Genomic DNA, 22,843 nt, shown 5'->3' on the forward strand with positions numbered 1-22,843 from the left:
TTAACATTATTTATTTGCTGTGCTTTAATAGACAAAAGAAAACCCATCACAGGGATGGGTTAAGCTGCATTGGGTTCGCGGTAGGGTGGTTTTTTTTATGAATCAATTAAAAGGACTGTGTTTTCATTTAAACGGTGAGCATCCTGGCATTTACGCTGAGATGAATGTGGACACAGATATATTTCTTCTTAATGGGGGAAATATGCTGCTCAAGTTTGTTAGAAAGAGCTCAACCACGTTCCAATTAGAAGAATTGCTGCCGGCAGATTATCAACACACTCATCCAGTAATTTCATGGTCAGGTGTTTTATGGACTCAGCAGGAAGCTCTTCGAGTGCATCAATCATTGATTTCTTATTCTCTGGGGTTAAATCAGACTGATTAATTTTTATGGCAATTAGAGACTTTAGTGTATCAGCTTCAAATTTAACTGTAACCACATTAAGTATCGCACTTAACCCACCATCATCTGCTAAAAAATCTAAACCTCGGTGGGTTATGCCAATATTTCCTAAACTAATAAACCCATCAAGGGATACTTCAACTGGCTTATCTTTTATCAGTTTGTGTTCAGCTAAATACCAAAGATTTGCAGCAATCTTTCGCTCTTCAACATTTTTAAATAACTCATCCAATTCATGATTTACATCAAATGGATAGCACTTTGCTGCTATGTTTAAAATTTGGTTTTGAAATAATCTATCTATAGACACAATAAATCCCTTTAAATCTTTCGATACAAACCAACAACTTTTCCAACTAATCGGCAGTCTTCACTGAGTTTAATAATTTGCTCTGGCCAATTTGGGTTTAATGGCTGTAAGTACTTGTTTTCACCTTCAATAATTAATTTTTTAAAGGTAGCTTCAGTTTCTCCAAAGCACGCAATAATGACTAGATCACCAGTTTGTAAATCAAAAGTTTGCACTTCAGGATTCACATAAATACGGTCATCTGGAAGAAAGAAAGGCGACATTGACATTCCAGTTACTTTTAAGCCGTAACCACTTTTTCCGCAGTCTTTATTTGGTGGGAGCCATTCATCAATTTCAGCGTCTCTTAACACAGTCTCAATAGAAGAAAGTGAGCCTGCTGCCACCCATGAAATCACAGGCACCGGACGACCATCAAAAGGTATTTTCTGGGAAAGATCCACATTGTTATCCAGTCGCACCTGCGATTCTTTTCCTGACATCAACCAGTTGGGGTCTACCTTGAGTGCGTTAGCTAGATTTGTAAGATTTTCGCCAGTTGGAGCTGACTTGCCTTCTATCCAATTCCCTATGGTTGGGCGTGACACCCCAATCATGCGAGCAAGCTTTGCATTACTCACATCCATATCAAACATCAATTTTGAAATTCTCTGACCAATACTCACAAGGTATTCCCTCATCTCAATGTAAAAACATTTTAACAAGTGGCGTTGTAAATGTATTTTACGTGTGGTAAATTATATTTAACATTTTAGTTAAGGGTTTTTTACTATGGATTTTTCTTCTGTAGTCTCTCTTAAGAAACACTTCAATGCCGATTCAGATCAGAAGTTAGCTGAAGCACTGGCAAAAATTGGAATCTTAAGAACTGGCGCACGTCAAACAGTTTATTTGTGGGGTGGAAAAGTTCCGCAGCACATTCAGGATGCACTTGAGCTTCGCCAGTACCGCATGAATGACAAGCAAAGAACGGAAAAGGCGAGTTAAACATGGGGATTAAGGGGTTTATCAAATCAATTGTAACAGGAGGACTTATGTCTCTACCAAAAAGAGAGGTTCGAGCTAAAGGGGTTTTACCCGAAGCGCATGACCGTTTGGCATTACTTGCCATGTCTCGTAACGAAACTATAGATAAAGCTGCATCTGACATTTTGAATACCGCCTTGCTTGGTACTGGGTATACAGAAAGATTAGCAGCTGAGCGAATGGCCCGCTTGGGATTGTTAGGGAATAACTGGGAAACACAAAAAAGCTCATCTGCTGTAACAGATGAGCTCGATGTTCAATAAGGAGTCTAGTCAATATGAACATGCCAATTTTACCACAGTTCGGAAGTTCTGAACAATCAATGACTAGCTTGGAAATTGCCGAGTTAGTTGAAAAGCGCCACGACAACGTGAAGCGCACTATTGAAAACCTAGTTAATGCAAACATTATTTCCCACCCTCAAATTGAGGACGGGATTAAATCAGCAAATGGTGTAATACCAAAAGTCTATGTCTTTACTGGTGAAAAAGGCAAGCGCGATTCAATTATCGTTGTTGCTCAACTCTGCCCAGAGTTCACTGCACGTCTTGTTGATCGTTGGCAGGAGCTTGAAGCTCAAGCTTACCAACCACAAAAACCAACTGAATTATCCCGCATGGATCTAATCCAATTAGCCCTACAAGCTGAGCAGGAAAATATTGAGTTGCGGGGACAAGTCGCAATCCTCGAACCAAAAGCAAAAGGCTTAGATCGCATTGCTGACTGCACCAATGTTTTAGGTATTCGTGAGGCCGCTAAAGTTCTCAAGGTTGGTCAAAACCAATTAACGCAATACCTACTGGACCACAAAGTCGTATATCGCGACAACTTTTCGAAAATTCAGGCCTATCAAAAGTCTATTGATCAAAAGCTTGTGCATGTTGTGACTTCCGCACCTCGATTATTTGAGTCGGGTGAAAAGGTTTTTACGCAAGTTAAGTTGACTCAAAAACTTATCACGCGCATTGCGAAATGGTTAGAGCAAGGAGCAGCGGCATGAAAAAACGTCAAATAAAAAAGAATAGCAACACGGCTAAAACCCTTCTAATGAAGCTTGATCCCCTAAATTATCCAGAAAAGGTGTTTGCAAAAAATACCGATAGCGAATGGGATGATGTGCCAAAGGGAACCTGGGAAATATGGTATCGAGCGAGTTATGAGTATGGCGAATGGGATGCTAAGTCAGCTTATGAGAGTTTGCGCGATCATATTTTCTGGGGATTAACAGTTGAAGATTTTGATTACGAAAAATTGGAATTAATCCACATCTACTCACCAGATGTTAGTACAGCAAAAAAAGTATTTGATCTAGCAAGACAGTTGATTGAGCGAGGTGCTGTCTAATGCATTACTACAAACGCAACATAGGTGATTATGCCAAAAAAGCAGGGCGCTTATCCATGCTTGAGCATGGTGCTTATACCTTACTCATGGATGCGATTTACGATCGTGAAACATTCCCGACTTTAGAAGAAGCATTGGACTGGGCATGGGCTCGTGACGAGGCGGAAATTGCAGCAGTTAAATTCGTATTAACCAAGTTTTTTGAACTACAAAATGACGGTCGATATGTGCAAAAACGCATTTGTGATGAGCTCATGGATTATAAAGCCAAAGCTGAAACCAATGCACGAATCGCCAAGCAGCGTGAAGAAAAACGCAAATCCAAGAACGAACCGTCACGAAACGTGCACGAAGCGTGTGAAGAAAAGCACGAACCGTCACCTAACCATAAACCATTAACCATAAACCAAGAACCATTAACCAATAACCAATATAAATATACGTTTGACCTGAACACGGTGAACACGAAATTGAAAATGGCAGGTCGTCATGAGGTAGATCAGAAATACATTGATCAACTGCAATCACAATTCGAGTTGTACTACGCAGATCAACACATGGTTGCCAACAAAGCACTGGTGAAATTTGTTCAATGGATTATGCGAAATCAAGATTCTGAAAAACAAAAATCAGTTCAACCCACCTACCAAACATCACAACAACGCACAGCATCCGAAATGGATCGTTGGAAGCAAGGTATTCAAGAAGCTCTCTCAGACGAGGCGATTGATGTAACGCCAAAAAAGCCGTTTGTGATTCAGGAGGTGGGTAATGCCTAACATCACTACTCAGGACGTTATGCGTCTGATCAACAAAATGCGTGTGAACTACGGCAAGAAGTTTGCGGACCAGTGGACAGGTGTTGATATCGCTGAACTCGCTCAAGAGATGCTTGAAAATTACCAAGGTTTGACGGTTGAAGATTTTACTCGTGGTATGGCTCGTATGAAAAGTGAAAAGTGGCCGCCAACAGTTCCTGAATTCAGAGATTGGTGTGAGCCTAAATCAGAAGAATGGCTTGATGCGCATGAAGCCTGGGCGATTGCGAAAAATTCAATCGAAATGGGTACTGGTCGCGAATTGACAGTGGTGTGGACTGAGCAAGCAGCTAAGGCATTCGAGAAGTGTGCCGACTTGGTTGCTACTTGTGACAAGTATCAATTGGCTGAAGCTAAGAAGATCTTTACTGCTGTGTATGAGCGATTGGTTACTGAAGCGAAAGACCTTGGGGTTAAACCGGTTTACACAACAAGTCTTGGTGTGGACAAGGATCAGCAGATTGCAGCAATTCAACAGGCTCAATTGGAGGGATTTCTACCAGCACCCGAAGCAGCTGCACAACTTGAATACAAGCAATCAAGCTCGGAGCTAAATCAAGACGCTCAGAAATTCAAAACAACTGCTCAAGAAGCGTTAGCGAAAATCCAAGATCTGATCAAGCGCGAACCAGTAAACAAGATGATCGAGGTTTTGAAAGATCCTCAGGAAGTTGAAAGCATGGAATTCGAGCATGTAGATCCATTCGATAATTTTGAGCAATACCGAGCAAGTTTAAGTTTTGAAAATAAGAAGATCCCATTTGCTTTGAGATTTATGGAAGAGGATCAACGTGTAGGAGGTGGGGTGTGAAGGATCAACATGACAATAAAACCTTGGATTGGGTGGATGTGAATAAACCTAAATATATCGAAACCGAATTAGGTCGAGAAAAACTCTGTATTCAGTGTGGTGAATATTGGCCTTTAGATGATGAATTTTGGTTTACATACTCAGGAAAACTAAAGAGAGATGGAACTAAGAGCACTTGTTATGAAGCTGCATGCAAAAGCTGTTACTACATTCGATATAAGCCTCAACGCTTGCAAAGACCTAAAAATGCAATTCGTTCATATCATGAGAAAGGGTATACGGCATGAACCTAACAATCGAACAAATGCGGGAAATTGTGGCGGGTGCGCCTGATGGGGCAGAAAGCTTCAATGTGTATCTTGCGGCCTATGGTAGTGAGGGTATTCCATGCAAAGGTGATGTCTTGATTACAGACCTCCGCAAAGCCATTGCAGACCACGACCGAACCAACTATGTGTCAGACATAAGAAATCATATTGCGCCGACGACGAGGGTGATTGAGGGATGAGTAAAGATCAAGTCACTGAACGCGATATTCGCTTGCCACAATTTAAAGACGCAAATCTTGAAGATCTAGAATTTGATGCTTCGGGCGAAGTGGTTAGAAAAGACAGGTTTGAGAAGTCCATGCGGAAAATCTCAAGCATGCTTCATGGGGTGAATGGCTTGTCTCCGAGAGATGGCTGGACATGTGAGCAGGTGGTAGAGGCTGTCAAGATTGTATTGGAGCGAGGTGAGTGTGAGTAATCCATTTCATATTGGTGACAAGGTGATGCATGACGTTGAAGCATGGAAGCAACCAACAAGCACACTAACTGTGACGCATATTAAGAATTTTGTAGTTGCGGCAATTGATGATAGCGGGCAGAAGTTTGTTGGAAATTATGGGTGCTTTAATTTGATTAAGCGAAATGCGAATGACCAGCATCTCCCTCGCTGAATATCGCCAACAGTATGGCGGTGGTCGTAAGACTGCCACCAAACGCAACAAATTTAATGCTGTGAAGATCGAAAAGGACGGGATGAAGTTCGATAGCGTAAAAGAGTACAAGCGCTATATCGAGCTTACAGCGTTAATGCAGAGGGGTGAAATTTCAGAGCTTAAGTGTCAGGTTAAATTTGTCTTGGCACCTAAGGTGAAATTGGAAGGCGAGAAAAGGGCAAAACCTGAATTGAGGTATTTCGCGGATTTTACGTACATCGAAAATGGGAAATTCATTGTTGAGGATGTGAAGTCGCCGGGAACGAGAAATTTACCGAGTTATCGCAATAAGAAACACTTGATGAAAACAGTACACGATATCGATATTAGAGAAGTTTGAGGGCAGGGTATGAACGCAGTAGCAGCAGAAAAATTTGAACCGTTTGAGTGGTTGACTAAAGGTATTACAGCGAAGTCACCAAACTTTGAGCCACAAGCGCATGGCACTGGGGAGAAACCTTTGAATTATGAAGATCGTTTGGGTGCGATTGCGAGCATGGAAACACAGCTTGCAAAGTCAGTTACAGCGCTTATTGTCTTTGATGGGAAGTGCGAAAGCGATTATGAGTATGTGCGTAATCACTTGGTAAAAATTATGTTGGTCAATGCCAAGGATGATAAAAAGCGCGAGCCTGAGCATATCACCATGAATCATTTGGCATACTTGGTTGCACGTATGGTAATTGACTTTGCTTTGAATCCCGAGCTTGAGGGGAATTTCACAGCGCAAGGTCGATTGTATTATGCAGGTATTAATTCGATGCAGATGGGTGCAGATGGTTACCGTATGACTTGGAAGAAGTACGAAAATCTAATGAGTTTGGCTTTGGAGTCTGCAATTGATGAAGCATCGAATGCGATTAAAAAGTATAAGAAAAATACTTACAAAGAATTAAAAGCGTAGGTATTTCGTTTTAGCGAAGACTAGGGTATAGTTTTACTATACTGGTCGTATTACGCAGTTTCTGACCATGATTAAATTAAGCTCACCAAACGGTGGGCTTTTTTGTTGCCTAAAGGCGCTACTTAGTTGTAAAAGGCGAGTATTACTTGAGCGTGGTGAACTCTTAACGCAGTCAGTTATGAGCCATTAAGCACACTACCAAGCCAACTAAGAAGTAATTCTTCTTGGTTGGTTTTTAATGCCCTGAGAAATGTTTTTTGTGTAAGCAATATCAGGGCACCTATGGCGGTTCCTATTAATTTCTAGTGGTTTTTAAATTGATTACCGCCACCCAGATTACTGACAAAATTACCGACATTATTGCGGCATGTTTTAGCTAAAAAATAAAATAAATCATTGCTTTTAATAAATAAATTACTGACAAAATTACTGACAGATTTAGTTATTTTTAGTTATTTCGATTTGCGATGAAATAAGGAGAAAACATGCTCCAATTTTTAAAATGCTTATTCGGTTTTCATGGCGTGATGGAGATTGACCACACGATCGATGGTGATGAGATAAAAGTTTGTCGTAGTTGTTTGAAAGAGATCAATTGACCCTCGCCACTTCGGTGGCTTTTGCCGAACGTATTACGGCAAACAGAACCCCACTCAATATGCATTATTGGTGGGGTTTTTCTTTTCTTATCGGGTGGCGGGTATGAAAGACGGCTATGGCTTCGGCAAAGAAGGTTGTGATTTATGACAGACAAAGTACAAGCGAAACAAGACTTAGAATTTTGCAGTGCTGAGCTGTCGAAATATCAGAATCTCAGTAGATCGGGATTGACGCGGGCAGAGATGCTAACCATAGACGGCATCATGATTAAGCTGAAAGAGCGGATTAAGAATTTACATGAAGCACTGTATGCGTGATTCAAAGCGATTGGCTGAGATTCGTAAGCTTCCGTGTGTAAGGTGTGGTCAGGTACCAAGCCAAGCAGCACACAGTAATTCAGCGAAGCATGGTAAGGGTAGAGGGGTTAAGGCATCCGACCTATTTGTAATTCCGCTTTGTCATTCATGCCATGCTGCGTTTGATCGGTTTGAATTAGGCAATCGTGAAGAAAGTGAAAAGCTGTTTGAGCAATGGTTGGTTAAGGTTGAGTTGATGATGGGTAAGCAGGATGAAGAATATTTCTAAACTCGAACCCGCCACATTCGTTATTAAGTCATTTGAAGAAGTAGGTAAAGCAATTGCCTACATGCATAGACATCATGCGAATGCGTTAAGTGATGGCAAGCCTTTAGTTGTTCGGATCAATCAGAAAGAAGATGACCGGAGTAAGGCGCAGAATCGTTTATTGCATATGTGGTTTGGTCAATTGGCTAAGCATACTGGTGATGAGCCTGAAACCATTAAGTATGAGATGAAGAAGAAATTCTTAGCTCGTATGTGTGTTAGGGATAGTGAGGCGGCAGCGGAAGCTTACGAGGCTGTGATGGGTTATCGTGATGTGTTGCGATTGCTTGATGGGCAAGAGAAGCTTACTCACACAGCTAAATACAACCGCGTGGTTAAGATGTTTATTCAAGATCATGTGAAGTCTAGCAAGCTTAATAAAAAACAATTCACTGAGTTTTGCGACAAGGTTCATGCGTTCGCTAGTGTGACGCTTGGCGTGTATTTAACTGTACCTGATGATTTGATGTATTTGAGGGAATAACTATGGCATGTGAAGGTTGTGAACAACGCAGACAAAAACTAAAGGCAATGTATGACAACTCAAAAGAATCCATCACAAAAGCAATTGCTCGACTTACTAACCGAGATCGTAAAGCAGAACAACCAGGTGTTGCAGCAGAACAGTCAGCTAATTCAGGTAGTAGTGACACAGAGCAGTCAGATACAGGAGCTGTTGCTTCAGTTAAATCCCGACGAGGACGAGCCAAGTCAACCTAGATATATGGATGAATAAGTTATGCCTAAAGTTTTATCAATCATACCCAAGCTGAAAGAATCAGAACGAGGCGCTCATTCAGTACATGGGACTCAGGTCTTACTTGATGATGGCTCAAGACTTGAAGGGGTTACAAAAGTGACTTTGGTTGCTGAGGTGGGAAATGTTTGGAAGGCAATCATTGAGGTTAATCCTATTAACCAGCTGCAGATAGATGCTCAGCTTTCGGAATTAAAAGTAAATGAAACTCCCAAGACTTCAAACCAAACTGCAGGCGATGACACCCAAGCAGCCAAGGCCTGAGCTCAAAAAGAATTGGGGTAGTGGTCGAGGTGGTAGACCATGGCGCAGACTGAAGCAGAAGATCCACACTCGTGATGAGTGGACATGCCAGTGCTGTGGTCGTGTGACTATGGATCTAGAGTTAGATCACATTAAGAACGTGGCTCAAGGTGGTACAGATGATGAAGCCAACCTTCAGTCGTTGTGTGTACCGTGTCATAAAGAGAAGACTCAAAAGGAAAGCAGGCTATGAGTAATGAAGAACTATTAGAACAACTTGAATCAACTGCAAACTTTATGCGAGGCATGCAGTTTGATCCACGAATCCCAAACGATACCAAGCAAGCACTAATTGAGCGTGCGCAAAACATCGATGCATTAGTTGAAAAGTATTTGGAAAATTAAAGATGGTGGGGGGAGGTAAAAAGTTCAAAAGGCCAAGCCAGCGGACACCGCCCCCGATCTCATTTATAAAAAAATTTCCCTTTTGAGAAAATGTTAAAGGAGGGCACATGGCTTTAACAGCTAAAAAGAAGGCATTTGCCCAAGCTAAATTTGATGGTGCAACTAATCGTGAAGCCGCTATTTTCGCAGGTTGCAGCCCCGAAACAGCATCACAAGCTGGCTCAAGAATGGCAAAAGATCCTGATGTGATTGCATACCTTGAGCGACTAAAAGCGGATAAGGATGTTAAACCTGATGTTAAGGCTGTAGACCGCCCAATCATCACTCAAAAACAAATATCTAATGCGGACCAACTGCCTGATCCCTTGAAATTCTTAACTGAGATCTGGACTGATCCTGTTGAAGATATGAAATTGCGAATGGATGCAGCAAAAGCAGCCCTTCCATATTTCCATGGCAAGGTTGCTGAAAAAGGCAAGAAAGAAACCAAAGCCGATGAAGCTAAAAAAGCCACTCAAGGAGGGAAGTTTGGAACACTGGGTTCACAATTGAGAAGTTGATTTTATGAATACGAAAACACCTGATTGGTCCACAGCGTGTCCCAATTGGGAGGAACGTATTGTCGCTAAAAAGTCACTCATGCCATGTGAACCGCTTTTCCCAGAAGTGGCGGACGTAGCAGAGCGGATTTTTAAAGAATTAATCCTGGTCGATGTGATGGGCAGCCCAAAAATGGGTGAAGTCACACTCGATTGGGTAATTGAATTTGTCCGGGCAATCTTTGGTGCCTACGATCCGGTGCAGAAGAAGCGGTTAATCCGTGAATTCTTCCTGCTGATCTCCAAGAAAAACACCAAGTCGACGATTGCGGCTGGAGTAATGATGGTGGCCTTGATCTTAAATGATCGTATGTCGGCTGAGCTCATCATTCTGGCACCAACAAAAGAAGTTGCCGATAATTCATTCAACCCAATCCGAGACTTTATCAAAGCAGATCCTGAGCTTCAGGAGATGTTTAATATTTCAGAGCACACCAAAACAGTCACTCACTTGGGTACCAATGCGACTCTAAAAGTGATTGCTGCTGAGAGTGATGCGGCTGCTGGTAAAAAGGCATCAATTATCCTGATCGATGAGATTTGGGTATTTGGTAAAAGACCGCGTGCTGAATCTATGTTTCGTGAAGCAAAGGGTGGCCTTGCATCACGGCCCGAAGGTTGTGTGATTTATCTGTCTACCATGTCAGATGAAACGCCATGCGGTGTATTTAAGCAGCTGCTGGACTATGCCCGGGATATTCGGGACGGTGTAAAAGTCAATCCTCAGTTCTTGCCGCTGATTTACGAGTTTCCTGAGTGGATGCTTGAGGCAGGTGAGCACTTAAAACCTGAAAACTTCTATGTCACCAATCCAAACTTGGGTGCATCGGTTGATCTTGATTACCTGATTAACGAGTTTGAGAAGGTCAAGGATGCTGGCGAAGAATCGCTGCGTGACTTTCTTGCAAAACACTTAAACGTACCAATTGGCCTAAACCTACGTGCCAACCGCTGGGCTGGTGCTGAATATTGGCTGCAGCAATCCAAAGAATTTACCTTGGATAAACTGATCGAGCAATCAGACGTTATTACCTGCGGTATTGATGGCGGTGGCCTTGACGACTTGCTCGGCTTTGCTGTACTTGGTCGGCATAACAAAAGCCGTAAATGGTGGCTTTGGAATCATGCCTGGTGCAATAAAACTGCGGTTGAAAGACGCAAGGAAAATGCGCCCAAGTACGCTGACTATGAAAAGGAAAAAAGCCTGACCATTGTTGAGCGTATCGGTGATGACATTGACCAACTAGCCGCCATTGCAAAGAAATGCTTTGACTCAGGCAAGCTCGACAAAATTGGACTCGATCCTCTTGGTTTGGGTGGTCTTTTAGATGGCCTACTTGATGCAGGCATTCCTGAAGATAAGCTTATTGCAGTAGCTCAAGGCTTTAAGTTGATGGGTTATATCCTCACTACAGAACGAAAACTTGCTGAAGGAAATCTTTACCATGCCGGACAAGGCTTAATGACTTGGTGTGTTGGGAATGCGCGTGCTGTCGTAAAAGGAAACGGCATGATGATCAGCAAACAGGAGTCAGGTGTTGGGAAGATCGATCCATTGATTGCTACGTTTAACGCGGTGGCACTTATGAGTCTGGCACCGGAAGTTAAAAACTATGACATTGACGGATATTTAGAGGACATCGTGATAGCATGAGCGACTTACAAGACACGGGATTCTGGTCTCGCTTCTGGTCACGATTGACTGGAAAAACTCAATTAAAGAAAGGGGATTCCTCCTATCCAGTAGATAGCTATATGTCTTCTGGTGGTGCAGTGGTCAATCCCGAAACCTCTCTGAAGTTATCGGCAGTTTGGGCATGTGTAAAACTACGTGCTGAAACCATTTCAACCTTGCCACTTCACCTATACGACACTGAAAAAAAGATTGCCAAAGACCACGAACTATACCGAATCTTGCACGACTCACCCAATGCAGACATGTGCGCCAGTGAATTTTGGCAGATTCAGTCAGCGTGTCTGGATTTATGGGGTAATGCATACAGTTATATTGCTCGCCGCAATAATCGCAGTGTTATTTCTTTAGAACCATTGTTTCCTAGTGAAATGGTTAAAAAGCGCCTGAAAGATGGAAGCTTTGAATACCATTACACGGAAAACGGCAAAGTTAAGATCTATACCGATGATGAGATTCTGCATTTTAAGGGCTTTACCTTGGATGGATATGTGGGACTGTCAGCGATTCAGTTTTTTGCTCAAACCATTGGTATGCAGTTTGATGCTAATAATCAGGCGCAGGACTGGTTCAAGAATGGTTTGAAAGTTGGTGGATTTCTTGAGAGTGGAGAAACAACGCTAACCAAAGAGCAGCGCCATTCTTTGCGAGAAAGCCTTTCTATGTTCAGTCGACCTGAGAATGCTGGCAAATATATGGTGCTTGAAGCAGGCATGAAAGTCGCCAGTGCTTCAAATATTCGAATCAATCCAGTTGATGCTCAGCTTCTTGAAAGTCGTTATTTTGGCATTGAGGAAATATGTCGGGCTTTTGGTGTTCCACCTCAGTTAATTGGCCACACAAACAAAGCCAGCTCATGGGCATCAAGCCTTGAGCAAACCAACCAGGGCTTTCTCACTTACTCATTGAATCCGCAATTGGTTCGATATGAGCAAACAATCGCTCGAAAATTACTGCTGCCTCAAGATAAATACAAATACCGCCCTAAATTTGCGGTTGATGGCTTATTACGTGCAAACAACACAGCAAGAGCCGACTTCTACGTGAAGATGACTCAGAACGGTCTATATACCCGCAATGAAGTGCGAGAGCTTGAGGATATGCCAAAAGCAGATGACCCTACTGCAGATCAGTTGATGGTTCAAATGCAAATGGTTCCATTAGGCACCGATAAAGGTGAAAAGAATGATTAGAAAGAGTTTTAATTTAAAGATAAAAGCCGTCCAAGAGGACGGTTTTTTTTCGGGCTATGGTGCGGTTTTTGGCAATGTTGACTGGTACAACGACGTAATTCTTCCGGGGGCATTTGCTAAATCTTTAGAAAAATGGGCTGAGAAAAACAAGATGCCCCCTGTTTTGTGGAATCACAACGATGGTGAACCAATCGGAGTGTACACAAGCATCTATGAAGATGAAAAAGGGCTTTTTGTTGAAGGTCGATTGCTAATTGATGATGTGCCAAGAGCAAAATCTACGCATGCGTTGCTAAAAGCTGGTGCCATTGATGGTTTAAGTATTGGTTACAAAACCAAGAAGGCCAACCAACAAACCAACGGTATCCGAGAGTTAATCGAGCTCGACCTAGGCGAGATTTCAATTGTGACCATGCCTGCCAATGAAGAAAGCCTCATTACTTCTGTGAAATCCAAATTAGAAGAAGGCGAATTGCCAACTTTACCTGAATTTGAAAAGTTCCTGAGAGAGTCAGGCTTTTCTAAAACGCAAGCCACTGCAATCGCTGGCAAGGGTTTGCGCCATCTTTTGAGCGAGTCTGAAGATGAAAAATTCCAAGCGAAATCAATTTCAAATGCTCTTAATATTTTAAAAGGAAGTCAAAATGACTGATCAAAATTTAGAACAACTCGCTCAAGAGTTTAAAAAACAAGTCGATGAAGTCAAAGGCATTGCTGAAGACTTCAAAGGCAAGCGTGAACATGGCGATAAAATTGCAGAAGGTGCTAAACAGGCAGCGGATGAAGCGATTACCAAGCTGAATGAGTTAAAAGCTCGCGTGGATGAAGTTGAGCAGAAAGCTGCCCGTCGTCCGCATGAAGGTAATGAAGAGGTTAAATCTCTTGGCCGCCAATTTGTGGAATCTGATCAGTTTAAATCACTGGTTGGTTCAGCTGGACAGCGCGGTAAAGCAAACCTTGAAATTAAAGCCACTATCACATCAGCAGTAACTGATGCTGCTGGCTCGGCTGGTGATCTGGTTCAGACTACCCGCATTCCAGGCATTATTGCACCGCCTGATCGCAAGCTCACAATCCGTGACCTGTTGATGCAGGGTCGCATGGACGGTAACGCGCTTGAGTACGTTCAAGAAACTGGTTTTGTGAATGCTGCTGATATGGTGGCTGAAGGTGCTAAAAAACCACAATCAGATATTAAGTTCGATCTTAAATCGACTACTGCAAAAGTTATTGCTCACTACATGAAGGCATCGCGCCAGATTCTTGATGATGCATCGCAATTGCAGTCTTATATCGATGGTCGCTTACGTTATGGCCTTGCTTTCAAAGAAGAGCAGCAGATCCTGAATGGTGACGGCACTGGTCAAAACTTGCTTGGTATTATTCCACAAGCAACTCCGTATGTTCGCCCTGTAGGAGTATCAACCACCGCAGAAAGCAAAATCGACACCCTGCGCTTCGCAATGCTTCAGGCAATTCTTGCTGAATACCCTGCAAGCGGTCATGTGCTAAACCCGATTGATTGGGCTGCAATTGAAACCCTGAAAGACACATCTGGTCAGTACATCATTGGCAATCCACAAGGCAACTTAAACCCGACTCTGTGGGGTCTTCCGGTTGCAGAAACACAGGCGATTGCTGCGGGTAAATTCCTGACTGGTGCCTTCTCAATGGGTGCTCAAATCTTTGACCGCTGGCAGTCTCGTGTAGAGGTGGCAACTGAGAACGAAGATGATTTCGTTAAGAACTTAGTGACCATTCTTGCGGAAGAGCGTCTGGCATTGGCGGTTTATCGTCCAGAAGCATTCATCTATGGTGATATTGCCCCAGCAGTTTCGGGCGGTTAATCCAGAATCCAATAAGGGCCAAATTGCTGGCCCTTATTTTTAGGAGATAGTCATGACTGAGTACGATGTTAAGCGTGAGCACTATGGTGATAAGTATTACCAGACTGGTGATAAGCGCACAGCAAATCCAGCGGATGTGAAACACTTAGTTGATAAGGGTGTTTTAGTTGAATCTATTGAAGAGCCAAAACCTAAAACAACCAAAACCACAGCAAAACAGGCCAAACCAGAATGATTGATCTTGCAAAAGCTAAGTTGCATTGTCGTGTAGATCATGATGATGAAGATACTTTGATACAAGCATATATCGATGCTGCCAATGAGCAAATCCAAGCACATTTAGACCGCAAAGTTATCGCAACTGAGGCTGAGCGAGTAAATGAAAATGATCTGGTTGATAACAAGGCTTTAGATGCTGCTCGGCTTCTCTTTGTTGCACACCTTTATGCCAATCGGGAAGCCACCACTCAGGCAACGATTGAATTGCCTTTAGGGTACTGGTCCTTAATCCAGCCTTACCGGAATATGGGGGTGTGATTTGTCACAGAATGCTGGCGAACTCCGCCATAGAATCACAGTTCAAAAACTCACATCAGGTCGTGATGAAGATGGCTATCCAATCCCTGAACAGTGGGTTGATTACATGCCTTTGTGGGCTAAAGTCACCCATTTATCGGGTAAGGACCTAATTGCCGCACAGGCTAGTAATTCCAAAGTCGTCGCACGTGTAAAGATCCGCTATCGAGAAGATATCGACACGACCATGCGCGTGATTTACAAAGGCAAAACCTACGCTATTGATAGTCAAGCGCTTGAAGATACAAATACAGGTTATGAGTCGGTGACGTTCTTGCTTTCAACTATGTGAGGTGCTTATGTCACTTGATGTGCAGATACATGGCATTGATGAGCTAAATCGAAAGCTCAAGTTATTGACGAGCAGTAAGGCAGCCAAGCGCATAGCACGCAAAGCAGCACGCCAAGCAATGAATATTGTCCGCGATGCAGCGCGAGTAAATGCTAAGGCGATCGATGATCCTGAAACAGTAGAGAAGATTTGGAAAAATATTGCTGTTTCAGGCGGTAAATCGCGCAATTCAAATGAAATCGTAATGCGTGTTGGTGTGCGTGGCGGTGCTTCATTTAGCAATCCAGTACCACCTAATTTGAGTGGAGGTGATACACGCCATTGGCGATTTAAAGAATTTCCTACAGCCAACTCAATGGGAGTCCCATTCATGCGCCCCGCAATGAGCAATAATATCCAAAAAGTGACTGATAAATTCTCACAGGTTTTCAGTGTTGAATTAGATAAGGAACTCGCAAGATGACAGCTCCAATTGCCAAAACGATTAAAGCCAATACCTATTTAGCATCAAAATTCGGAGATCGAATCTTTTTAGACCAAGCAGACATTGGCACAGAGGTTCCATATTTGGTTTTTCAAGGCATAGGCTCAGAACCTGAAAACACTATTGATTGTGGTGCGATCGATGAAAATGACACATATCAAATGGTGATTTGGCATTCCAATCCCAAGGAAGCGGAAGATTTGCGTTTAAAAGCCCGAATAGTTTTAGAGCAAGCAGGGTTTTATTACAACGGAAAGCATCCTGACAGCATTGATGCTGAAACCAAATTGCATGGGCGTGGCTGGGATATGAATTGGTGGTCACAAAGATAAACATTTTCAACTAACAGGCACCCAATCGGGTGCTTTTTTATGCCTGAAATTTACAAAGCATTTCACCACATTGATTGATGCTCGGGTGGATTGCTTTTATTAATTGAGCATCAGGAGCAAGACATGACAAACATAATGACTACGGATGAAATTGTAATTGCTGAGGGCGACAAGGCCTTAACAACATCACTTCATATAGCAGACGGTTCCAAAGCCAACCATAAAGCCGTGATGCAGTTAATCAAAACACACATACATCACTTCAACAAATTTGGAAGGGTGGCATTTGAAATGCGACCCTTTGAAACTGATGGTGGTGTTCAGACCAGACGTATAGCCTTGCTGAATGAACAACAGGCGACCTTCCTGATGACATTAATGCGAAACACTGAGCGAGTTGTCGATTTTAAATGTGCTTTGGTGCAAGCGTTCTTTAGAACCAAAGAGTATTTAAGTAATCAACATCAAGCACACGCTACTATTCACAATAAATTGAATCTGCAACTTGACTTAGAGAAAGCAGATGCAAGTCTAGCAGGTCATATTCTCGGAAGTTATCGCAAAAAGAGAGACACATTGATTAGCGCAATCGAGGAAGTCGAGAAGTTAATGCAACCGTGTTTGCCGCTTTTTGATGATTAAACCCCGCCAAGTGTGGGGTTAATTATTTTCAAACCAATGCCACCGAAAGGTGGTTTTTTTATGCCAAAAAATTGAGGAGTAGCTACTCATGGCGCGTATTAAAGTTCAAAAATCACAGTTGTATTACTTCGATGGCACAGAGATTATTGCTGTCCAATGTGCAAAAAACTTAACACTTGGCACAGATACCGAAGAAGATATCGATGTTACTTGCCTTGATGATGAGGAAGATAACTTCGATCCGGGCAAGAAAACACCAGGCGAAGGCACATTGGATACAGATTTTGATGACGAAAACGATTCGCATCTTAAATTGTTGGCGCTATCTAAGTCAGATCCTCGTAAAAAAGTGATGTGGTATTTAGGTTCTAGCCATTCAACCGACGCACCAACTGTTGTAAGTGATGTTGTCTCTACTCCAACAACTCGCATGTGGTGGGTTTGGGAGGGTTATCTTAAAACTCCAGATCGTACTTTCGAAAAATCTCAATTCGTTGGTTACAACTACCCACTCAAGCGCACTTCAGGTATTAACGAAGTAATGCGCACAATCCCACCTGTAGGACCTTAAAACATGGCTAAAAAAAATAAATTAACACTTGCCTCTGTCCGCAAAGCGGCGGGGGTTGGGGTGCTGGTTGAACGAACAATTAGTTTTGTCGGCATGAATGGTGAAGCTTTTGAGGGTGAAATCCTGATTAAACGCCTTTCCCATCAGGAGTGTGTTGAAGCAATTAACGCTTGGGGCTTGAAGGACAAAAATGAAGCTACAGTTGATCAATACTCAAAAGCAATCTTATTTGCTGCTGTTTACGTATCTGAAGATGAAAAGTTCTTCCCGACCATCGAGGATACAGGCCTGGTGAACTCTGAAATTATTGCTGCAATGAATGAAGTAGTTGATGCGGTAAATGATTTCATGGGAAAGAAGTGGATTTTAAATCAGAAGAGTTCTGGTGTGAGCTCGTTATCAACGGCATTGGTGGAAGAACAATCGAAGAAGCAAAAGCCCGAATAAGTGCGGAGGAATTTGCGATCTGGTGGGCTTATCGTATCAAGCGAGGCTCCTTATTTGTTGGCCGCAGAATCGAGCAGGGTTTTGGAAATTTGGCGGCAACATACTTGGCATCTAAAGGTGCCAAAGATATTAAAGCAGTTTCTTTTATGCCGCACGAAGACCAGCCTGAAGATGAAATTTTGACGGTAGATGAGATGATGATGAAGGGGCTGGCTTAGGTCGGCCTTTTATTAACTGTGTAGACTTTTTTTAAATAATTGAGTAGTTTATCACCTTACTTTTAAGGGGGTAGTATGAAAAAATTATTAGCAATCGGAACATTATCTTTAATTTCATCACTTGCTTTGGCTGATCGAGCAATAATTCTTCAATCCGGCGAGCCATTACCTATGGGTTCAAAAGCAGAAACCACGTACAACAAATCAACCACCAGTGGTGTCGGATTTAATGGGCAGATGTCACTTGCAGGTGGTTATGCGGGTTCTAAAATTGGTTCAAATGAATTCGGCGGTGATGAAACATTTAATGGCTTCTTTTTGAATGCATCTGCAGATATCACTCAAAAAACGGATGTTTATGCAGAATATGCATTTCAAAATGCATCGGATATGGATTTTCACGAAATATCGGTTGGGTTGCAGTATAAGGTCTTAGAAAATCAAAACAACTATGCTGCGGTTGGTGCTGGCATTGGGTATGCGTGGCTAGATGAGAGCGCTTACGATGCTGATTTTGACGCCAATGTATCAATAGATCTTACTTATGTAACCCTACCAATTCACTTTGAGTTGGGGCATAAAGTTAACAATAATCTAGATGTTTTTGGGAATGTGGGCTACAAGTGGCTTATTAATGAGGATGCAGAGGCGTGTATAGATGGGTTGTGTGTTTCTGGAAATAGCTCAGACTTAGATATTGACGGCATGACCTACAAAGCTGGTATTCGATACAACTTCTAAAGTAAGCCGCCTTCGGGCGGTTTCTTTTTGGCCGTAAAATTAGTATCTTGTCCTAAATTAATAATTTGGGGTGGGGTATGGGCATTAAGCCTTGTAAAGAATGTGGATCACCAGTAAGCGACAAGGCGGAAAGTTGTCCACGTTGTGGGGCGAAGCAACCAAAGAAAACCAGTGTGTTAACTTGGATTTGCGTTGTAATGTTGGGGCTGGCAGCTCTCATTTGGATGTACTCGGATAAAACAACAAGCGAGCCTGTAGAGTTGAGTGTTGAACAGAAGGCGTTACGAGCTAAAGCATCTACAATGCGCGCTATTTCAGAGGTTTTAAAAGATCCAGATTCAGCTAAATTTGAATTCCTAAATGAAAATTGCGGCACCGTTAATTCTAAAAACAGCTTTGGTGGTTACGTTGGAGCAAGAAGGTTTGTATCAGTAAAAGATATTGTTGATTTAGAAGGGCATACTATTTCCAAAAAAGAAATGGATATCCTTTGGAAAAAACATTGCAGTTAAAAATATTAAGCATACAAAGCACCCAGTAGGGTGCTTTTTTATTGTCTGAGGTTTTATATGAGTACCAAGCTTGGAGCGTTGACATTAGATTTGGTTGCCAAGATTGGTAACTTTATAGGCCCTATTCAGGATAGTGAAAAACAAGTCAAAATTAGTTTTGAGAATATGCGAAAGCATGTAAATACATACGGAACCGCTCTAGCGACCGTTGGTGCAAGTGCTGTAACTGCTTTAGCTGGCATGGCTTATGCGACCGCACAGCAAGCAGTTGAGTTAGAGAAATTTGCATTTCGCGCTAATACCACCACACAAGATTTTCAGCGAATGGCAGTTGGTGCTCAAGCATACGGCATTGAGCAAGAAAAGCTTTCTGACATGATGAAAGACTTTAATGAGAAATTAGGAGAACTTACAACCATAGGTGCAGGCGGTGGTGTTGATTTTTTTGAGCAAATTGCGGTTAAAACCGAGGGATCGGCAGAAGCAGCTGAAAAGTTGATTTTGAAGATGCAAAAACTCTCTGGGCCAGAGGCGCTTCAACTCTATGTTGATAAGCTTGAGGAGGCAGGGGTAACTCAACAGCAAATGTCATTCTATCTGGAGTCAATGGCTTCAGACATGACTGATCTCATCCCATTGCTTATGAATGGTGGTGAAGGTATGGATCTCTATGCTGATGCAGCAGATCGTGCCGGTCTAATTATGAGTGATAGCACAATTAAGTCTGCTGCAATTCTTAAAGAGCAGGTTTATTTGCTTGATCTACAGCTGCAAGGTGCTAAAAATCAACTTATGCAAGCTGTTATTCCTGCCTTTGTTGATATTGCAGATGCCTTTTTTAGTGGATCTGAGCAGGGGGCGCAATTTTCTGATGTTGCTGATACTGTTGCAGATGGACTGCGGTATGTTGCGAAGGTAGCAATTGGTGCTGCTACTGCGGTACAGCTGGTTGGAAAGGTGATTGGCGGCTTAATGGCAACTGGTCAAGCGATTTTGACTGGCAATATTAGTCAAACGCAATCAATTCAAGATGCAATGATTGCTGATTTGGACGCAACTATGATCGCATCGGCGGATCGTATAGATAAAATTACAAGAGGATCTGCCTCATCTACCGCTAGACAATTAGCAGCAGTACGGCAACTGGGATCAAATACAAAAGGTGTAAATGCTGGGCTTGGTGAATTGGTAGACAAACAAAACAAAGCCACAAAATCAGCCAAAGCAAATACAAAGGCAAACGCAGACCTAAATCGAATTCTAGAAGAGCAACAGCGAATTATTTACGACTATGCAAGTGGGCCTCTGCAAAAAGAAATCGAACTAGAAAAAGAGATTAAGCGACTACGCAAAAATGGCATGTCTGAATATATCTCTATGGCTGAGGCACGATTTGAGCAAGAAAAGAAACTTGCAGAAATGCAGATAGGTTTTGAGGTGTCTGAACACAAATTAACCGCAAAAAGAAAGCTTGAATACTCGTTCAATATACGTCATCAGGAAGTAATGGCTGATGCGAAGCTCACTAAAGAACAGCGAGATGGAAAAATCCAAGCGCTGAACGAGATGTATAAGATTGAAACTGATAAATTGCGGATAGCTCAATCAAAACAACTCCTTGAAGCTAAGCGCCACTGGATATCTGCTGCTGACTACGCCAAAGAATATTACACATTAATACGAGAAGAGATTCTCAATACTGCTGAATATTCACCTGAAATGAAGCAAAGTCTTGTTAAAGAGGCGAACTTTAATCAGGGCCTGGAGTCGAATGCTGAGCGTGAGCAGGTGTGGGGTGATTACAAGTCCATGATGGGCTTGGATAAATCGCCATACCAAGAAGATATGGATCTTTTAGCAGAAGCACGTAAACACATGCTACTGACAGAAGAGGAGTATCAACAGCAGCGTTTGACCATGCAGATGTCTTACGGTTCCCAATATGGTGCTGACTTCGCAGGCATGATGATGGGTCTAGTTGACTCTTCTAGTGCAGCATACGCAATACTTGGTGGAGTTCAAAAAGGCTTTGCACTGTTTTCTACAGCGTTAAATAGTTATCAAGCTATTTCGGCAGCTTGGGCATCAGCACCGTTTCCATATAACTTGCCTGCTGTCGCAATGGCAACTATGGAAACAGGTTTGCTTCAGGCTGCGGTTTCAGCGTTGAGTCCGGTTGGTATGGCTCATAACGGTATCGATAACATTCCGAAAGAGGGTACTTGGCTGCTAGACGGTGGTGAACGTGTGTTGAACCCTCAACAAAATAAGGATTTGACTAACTACTTGAACGATAAACAGACACAAGCTGCTCCAGCTCAAGGTCAGCAACTCACAATCATCAATCAGGTTGACCGTGATGACCTTGTAGGTGGGTACATCCGCAGTCCAGTTGGAGGGCAAACAGTACTCAATTTGATTAAAGCGAATCCGTCTGACTTTAAGGCCGCGCTTGGTATTGCGTAAGCCCGCTTTTGTGGGCTTCTCCCTATATTCGCGGCTCAGGATAAATAATTTTTAGCTAAATGTATAAAATATAAGTAAATGTATGTATCATTCGCTCTGAATTTTGCTTATATTATTTTCAATGGCTAAGAGATTCCCTGGAATTAATGATGCTTGGACAGCGTTCTTGCTGTGCTTGATTGTGCATATGTCACTACCGTTGCTACCATTGGTGGTTGAGTGGTTAATCACAGGGATATTAACCAAGAGTTCTCTTACTATCACTATTGCTATCTATGCAATGACTATAGGTGCATCTTCAACAAATTCAATTATTGCTATTATTTGTATTGTGATTGGGATTATTTTCTCAATGCTTTATGGCGTAACATTAATCCAAAATACTTATCAGTTCCAAGTTGATACAATGCTGATATCAAAAATTGCTTTAGCAGTGATTGTTATTCCGCATATTATTGAAAGATATAATAGACATGTTGTTGACTTGCAGCCGTTTAAGATTTTAGGTCAAAAGTAAGGGGGATTTATGGAAAATATTCTACTATCTATCGCTCAAAATACTGACCTGCTAGGCATTATTATGTCTATCCTAACAGGCGTGATGATTGGTCTCGCAATTGTGTCAATTTTAACTAGTAGAAGGATGTATAAGAGCCGAAAGCAAGCTGAGGCTTTATACATTGAATCATTACTTAAAAATGAAGAGTTTGTTAGTTACATTACTAGTGCGGATAAAAAAGAACATGTTCTTGAAATTTATCCAAAAAAAAATATGGTTGTTGTAGATGGGGAGGATGTATTTGTTCATGTGTTTGAAACATTAGACAAAAATATTCAGAAGCAAATTGAACCAGCATTGTTTCAGCAAAATACAAGTAGCCGCAGTGCCTACATGAATAAAGTTGTGCATGAGGCTAGAAAAACACTAAATGCAAGACATTCGCATTGCTAAACAGTCAAGTAGATAAAAACCGTCTTTTTGGGCGGTTTTTTAATACCTAAA

38 protein-coding genes are annotated in these 22,843 nt (G+C 42.2%); 36 read left to right on the plus strand and 2 right to left on the minus strand.

The features are described from left to right. Positions 1 to 218: 218 nt before the first annotated feature. Positions 219 to 713 (minus strand): hypothetical protein, encoded by a 495-nt coding sequence (locus tag FTV27_RS01745; RefSeq protein ID WP_257229954.1) that lies wholly within the window; start codon positions 711 to 713, stop codon positions 219 to 221. An 11-nt stretch (positions 714 to 724) separates the two neighbouring features. Beyond that, entirely contained in the window at positions 725 to 1,393 is a 669-nt protein-coding gene (locus tag FTV27_RS01750; RefSeq protein WP_180076882.1) for a S24 family peptidase, read from the minus strand. A 91-nt stretch (positions 1,394 to 1,484) separates the two neighbouring features. Between FTV27_RS01750 and FTV27_RS01755 the strand changes: the two genes are divergently transcribed. From FTV27_RS01755 to FTV27_RS01930, 36 genes are all read left to right on the plus strand, one after another. Further along, positions 1,485 to 1,700 (plus strand): hypothetical protein, encoded by a 216-nt coding sequence (locus FTV27_RS01755; RefSeq protein WP_180076883.1) that lies wholly within the window; start codon positions 1,485 to 1,487, stop codon positions 1,698 to 1,700. Positions 1,701 to 1,747: 47 nt separating this feature from the next. Continuing rightward, positions 1,748 to 2,002, plus strand: a complete 255-nt coding sequence (locus FTV27_RS01760) for a hypothetical protein (RefSeq protein WP_180076884.1) — start codon at positions 1,748 to 1,750, stop codon at positions 2,000 to 2,002. Between the two features lie 14 nt (positions 2,003 to 2,016). Then, entirely contained in the window at positions 2,017 to 2,739 is a 723-nt protein-coding gene (locus FTV27_RS01765; RefSeq protein WP_180076885.1) for a phage antirepressor KilAC domain-containing protein, read from the plus strand. Beyond that, complete coding sequence (locus FTV27_RS01770; protein WP_180076886.1) at positions 2,736 to 3,083, plus strand: hypothetical protein; 348 nt, start codon at positions 2,736 to 2,738, stop codon at positions 3,081 to 3,083. Before FTV27_RS01765 ends, FTV27_RS01770 begins: the two co-directional genes overlap by 4 nt. Beyond that, positions 3,083 to 3,862 (plus strand): YdaU family protein, encoded by a 780-nt coding sequence (locus FTV27_RS01775; protein ID WP_180076887.1) that lies wholly within the window; start codon positions 3,083 to 3,085, stop codon positions 3,860 to 3,862. The genes FTV27_RS01770 and FTV27_RS01775 overlap by 1 nt, the downstream gene beginning before the upstream one ends. Continuing rightward, positions 3,855 to 4,712 carry a hypothetical protein gene (locus FTV27_RS01780; RefSeq protein WP_180076888.1) on the plus strand — a complete coding sequence of 286 codons (858 nt, stop codon included), beginning with the start codon at positions 3,855 to 3,857 and terminating at the stop codon, positions 4,710 to 4,712. Before FTV27_RS01775 ends, FTV27_RS01780 begins: the two co-directional genes overlap by 8 nt. After that, the gene (locus FTV27_RS01785) at positions 4,709 to 4,999 is read left to right on the plus strand and encodes a hypothetical protein (RefSeq protein WP_373687137.1); all 291 of its coding nucleotides are present in this window, start codon (positions 4,709 to 4,711) and stop codon (positions 4,997 to 4,999) included. The genes FTV27_RS01780 and FTV27_RS01785 overlap by 4 nt, the downstream gene beginning before the upstream one ends. Further along, positions 4,996 to 5,220, plus strand: coding sequence for a hypothetical protein (locus tag FTV27_RS01790; RefSeq protein WP_180076889.1), 225 nt, complete (start codon positions 4,996 to 4,998; stop codon positions 5,218 to 5,220). Before FTV27_RS01785 ends, FTV27_RS01790 begins: the two co-directional genes overlap by 4 nt. Then, entirely contained in the window at positions 5,217 to 5,459 is a 243-nt protein-coding gene (locus FTV27_RS01795) for a hypothetical protein (RefSeq protein WP_180076890.1), read from the plus strand. The genes FTV27_RS01790 and FTV27_RS01795 overlap by 4 nt, the downstream gene beginning before the upstream one ends. Before the next feature lie 170 nt (positions 5,460 to 5,629). After that, complete coding sequence (locus tag FTV27_RS01800) at positions 5,630 to 6,034, plus strand: DUF1064 domain-containing protein (RefSeq protein WP_180076891.1); 405 nt, start codon at positions 5,630 to 5,632, stop codon at positions 6,032 to 6,034. Positions 6,035 to 6,043: 9 nt separating this feature from the next. Continuing rightward, complete coding sequence (locus tag FTV27_RS01805) at positions 6,044 to 6,598, plus strand: hypothetical protein (protein ID WP_180076892.1); 555 nt, start codon at positions 6,044 to 6,046, stop codon at positions 6,596 to 6,598. A 743-nt stretch (positions 6,599 to 7,341) separates the two neighbouring features. Continuing rightward, complete coding sequence (locus tag FTV27_RS01810) at positions 7,342 to 7,515, plus strand: hypothetical protein (protein WP_180076893.1); 174 nt, start codon at positions 7,342 to 7,344, stop codon at positions 7,513 to 7,515. Beyond that, positions 7,508 to 7,783, plus strand: coding sequence for a DUF968 domain-containing protein (locus tag FTV27_RS01815; protein ID WP_180076894.1), 276 nt, complete (start codon positions 7,508 to 7,510; stop codon positions 7,781 to 7,783). Before FTV27_RS01810 ends, FTV27_RS01815 begins: the two co-directional genes overlap by 8 nt. Further along, a complete protein-coding gene (locus FTV27_RS01820) occupies positions 7,767 to 8,306 on the plus strand; it encodes a hypothetical protein (RefSeq protein ID WP_180076895.1) in 540 nt (179 codons plus the stop codon). The genes FTV27_RS01815 and FTV27_RS01820 overlap by 17 nt, the downstream gene beginning before the upstream one ends. Before the next feature lie 255 nt (positions 8,307 to 8,561). Beyond that, complete coding sequence (locus tag FTV27_RS01825) at positions 8,562 to 8,843, plus strand: hypothetical protein (protein ID WP_180076896.1); 282 nt, start codon at positions 8,562 to 8,564, stop codon at positions 8,841 to 8,843. Then, positions 8,782 to 9,075, plus strand: coding sequence for an HNH endonuclease (locus tag FTV27_RS01830; protein WP_180076897.1), 294 nt, complete (start codon positions 8,782 to 8,784; stop codon positions 9,073 to 9,075). The genes FTV27_RS01825 and FTV27_RS01830 overlap by 62 nt, the downstream gene beginning before the upstream one ends. Next, positions 9,072 to 9,227 (plus strand): hypothetical protein, encoded by a 156-nt coding sequence (locus FTV27_RS01835; protein ID WP_180076898.1) that lies wholly within the window; start codon positions 9,072 to 9,074, stop codon positions 9,225 to 9,227. The genes FTV27_RS01830 and FTV27_RS01835 overlap by 4 nt, the downstream gene beginning before the upstream one ends. A gap of 107 nt (positions 9,228 to 9,334) precedes the next feature. Next, complete coding sequence (locus FTV27_RS01840; protein ID WP_180076899.1) at positions 9,335 to 9,787, plus strand: terminase small subunit; 453 nt, start codon at positions 9,335 to 9,337, stop codon at positions 9,785 to 9,787. Positions 9,788 to 9,791: 4 nt separating this feature from the next. Then, positions 9,792 to 11,480, plus strand: coding sequence for a terminase large subunit (locus FTV27_RS01845; protein WP_180076900.1), 1,689 nt, complete (start codon positions 9,792 to 9,794; stop codon positions 11,478 to 11,480). Further along, positions 11,477 to 12,712, plus strand: a complete 1,236-nt coding sequence (locus FTV27_RS01850) for a phage portal protein (RefSeq protein WP_180076901.1) — start codon at positions 11,477 to 11,479, stop codon at positions 12,710 to 12,712. Before FTV27_RS01845 ends, FTV27_RS01850 begins: the two co-directional genes overlap by 4 nt. Further along, positions 12,705 to 13,364 (plus strand): HK97 family phage prohead protease, encoded by a 660-nt coding sequence (locus FTV27_RS01855; protein WP_180076902.1) that lies wholly within the window; start codon positions 12,705 to 12,707, stop codon positions 13,362 to 13,364. Before FTV27_RS01850 ends, FTV27_RS01855 begins: the two co-directional genes overlap by 8 nt. Next, the gene (locus tag FTV27_RS01860; RefSeq protein ID WP_180076903.1) at positions 13,357 to 14,559 is read left to right on the plus strand and encodes a phage major capsid protein; all 1,203 of its coding nucleotides are present in this window, start codon (positions 13,357 to 13,359) and stop codon (positions 14,557 to 14,559) included. Before FTV27_RS01855 ends, FTV27_RS01860 begins: the two co-directional genes overlap by 8 nt. Positions 14,560 to 14,611: 52 nt before the next feature. Beyond that, a complete protein-coding gene (locus FTV27_RS01865; protein WP_180076904.1) occupies positions 14,612 to 14,794 on the plus strand; it encodes a hypothetical protein in 183 nt (60 codons plus the stop codon). Beyond that, the gene (locus tag FTV27_RS01870; RefSeq protein WP_148826125.1) at positions 14,791 to 15,096 is read left to right on the plus strand and encodes a head-tail connector protein; all 306 of its coding nucleotides are present in this window, start codon (positions 14,791 to 14,793) and stop codon (positions 15,094 to 15,096) included. Before FTV27_RS01865 ends, FTV27_RS01870 begins: the two co-directional genes overlap by 4 nt. 1 nt (position 15,097) lies before the next feature. Next, positions 15,098 to 15,427, plus strand: a complete 330-nt coding sequence (locus FTV27_RS01875) for a phage head closure protein (RefSeq protein ID WP_180076905.1) — start codon at positions 15,098 to 15,100, stop codon at positions 15,425 to 15,427. Between the two features lie 7 nt (positions 15,428 to 15,434). Then, on the plus strand, positions 15,435 to 15,890 hold the full coding sequence (locus tag FTV27_RS01880) for an HK97-gp10 family putative phage morphogenesis protein (protein WP_180076906.1): 456 nt from the start codon (positions 15,435 to 15,437) through the stop codon (positions 15,888 to 15,890). Continuing rightward, positions 15,887 to 16,243: a DUF3168 domain-containing protein gene (locus tag FTV27_RS01885; protein WP_180076907.1), complete on the plus strand. Its 357-nt coding sequence runs from the start codon at positions 15,887 to 15,889 to the stop codon at positions 16,241 to 16,243. Before FTV27_RS01880 ends, FTV27_RS01885 begins: the two co-directional genes overlap by 4 nt. Positions 16,244 to 16,366: 123 nt before the next feature. Further along, positions 16,367 to 16,885 carry a Rha family transcriptional regulator gene (locus FTV27_RS01890; protein ID WP_180076908.1) on the plus strand — a complete coding sequence of 173 codons (519 nt, stop codon included), beginning with the start codon at positions 16,367 to 16,369 and terminating at the stop codon, positions 16,883 to 16,885. Between the two features lie 88 nt (positions 16,886 to 16,973). Beyond that, positions 16,974 to 17,456, plus strand: a complete 483-nt coding sequence (locus tag FTV27_RS01895) for a phage tail tube protein (protein ID WP_180076909.1) — start codon at positions 16,974 to 16,976, stop codon at positions 17,454 to 17,456. A gap of 3 nt (positions 17,457 to 17,459) precedes the next feature. Then, positions 17,460 to 17,903 carry a hypothetical protein gene (locus FTV27_RS01900; RefSeq protein ID WP_180076910.1) on the plus strand — a complete coding sequence of 148 codons (444 nt, stop codon included), beginning with the start codon at positions 17,460 to 17,462 and terminating at the stop codon, positions 17,901 to 17,903. An 89-nt stretch (positions 17,904 to 17,992) separates the two neighbouring features. Continuing rightward, complete coding sequence (locus tag FTV27_RS17310) at positions 17,993 to 18,121, plus strand: hypothetical protein (protein ID WP_306669968.1); 129 nt, start codon at positions 17,993 to 17,995, stop codon at positions 18,119 to 18,121. A gap of 75 nt (positions 18,122 to 18,196) precedes the next feature. After that, a complete protein-coding gene (locus FTV27_RS01910; RefSeq protein ID WP_180076911.1) occupies positions 18,197 to 18,862 on the plus strand; it encodes a hypothetical protein in 666 nt (221 codons plus the stop codon). 77 nt (positions 18,863 to 18,939) lie between these two features. Continuing rightward, positions 18,940 to 19,374 carry a zinc ribbon domain-containing protein gene (locus FTV27_RS01915; RefSeq protein ID WP_180076912.1) on the plus strand — a complete coding sequence of 145 codons (435 nt, stop codon included), beginning with the start codon at positions 18,940 to 18,942 and terminating at the stop codon, positions 19,372 to 19,374. Positions 19,375 to 19,431: 57 nt separating this feature from the next. After that, on the plus strand, positions 19,432 to 21,840 hold the full coding sequence (locus tag FTV27_RS01920) for a hypothetical protein (RefSeq protein ID WP_180076913.1): 2,409 nt from the start codon (positions 19,432 to 19,434) through the stop codon (positions 21,838 to 21,840). A 187-nt stretch (positions 21,841 to 22,027) separates the two neighbouring features. After that, positions 22,028 to 22,357 carry a hypothetical protein gene (locus tag FTV27_RS01925; protein ID WP_257229955.1) on the plus strand — a complete coding sequence of 110 codons (330 nt, stop codon included), beginning with the start codon at positions 22,028 to 22,030 and terminating at the stop codon, positions 22,355 to 22,357. A gap of 9 nt (positions 22,358 to 22,366) precedes the next feature. After that, positions 22,367 to 22,792, plus strand: coding sequence for a hypothetical protein (locus tag FTV27_RS01930; protein ID WP_180004830.1), 426 nt, complete (start codon positions 22,367 to 22,369; stop codon positions 22,790 to 22,792). The last annotated feature ends 51 nt before the right edge of the window (positions 22,793 to 22,843 follow it).

It is taken from the genome of Acinetobacter sp. YH12251 (assembly GCF_013417465.1).
GTDB lineage: Bacteria > Pseudomonadota > Gammaproteobacteria > Pseudomonadales > Moraxellaceae > Acinetobacter > Acinetobacter amyesii.